We start from the raw sequence: 241 nt of genomic DNA on the forward strand, positions 1-241 counted from the left end.
GCGATCGCGTGACGATCGCACCGCTGCAGGATTCGACCTACAACGACGGCGACTGGGTGCGCTGGGTGCAGGATGCGGTGGCCGTCGTGCTCGGCGACGTCGCGCAACGCAAGGTCGGGCTGATCGGCCACGAGAAGGACGCCACCTCGTATTACCTGCGGATGTTCCCGCAATGGGAGCTCGTCGACGTCGACGCGACGGAAGACATTTCCGCCACCGAGATCCGCGACCAGTATTTCGC

At 64.7% G+C, this 241-nt stretch carries 1 pseudogene; it reads left to right on the top strand.

Features of this window, described 5'->3' with window-relative positions:
• A pseudogene (locus AAEY78_RS14740) lies at positions 1–241 on the top strand (bifunctional nicotinamide-nucleotide adenylyltransferase/Nudix hydroxylase); the annotation flags it as partial.

The sequence above is a fragment of the Psychrobacter sp. 16-MNA-CIBAN-0192 genome (assembly GCF_040309565.1).
Lineage (GTDB): Bacteria > Pseudomonadota > Gammaproteobacteria > Pseudomonadales > Moraxellaceae > Psychrobacter.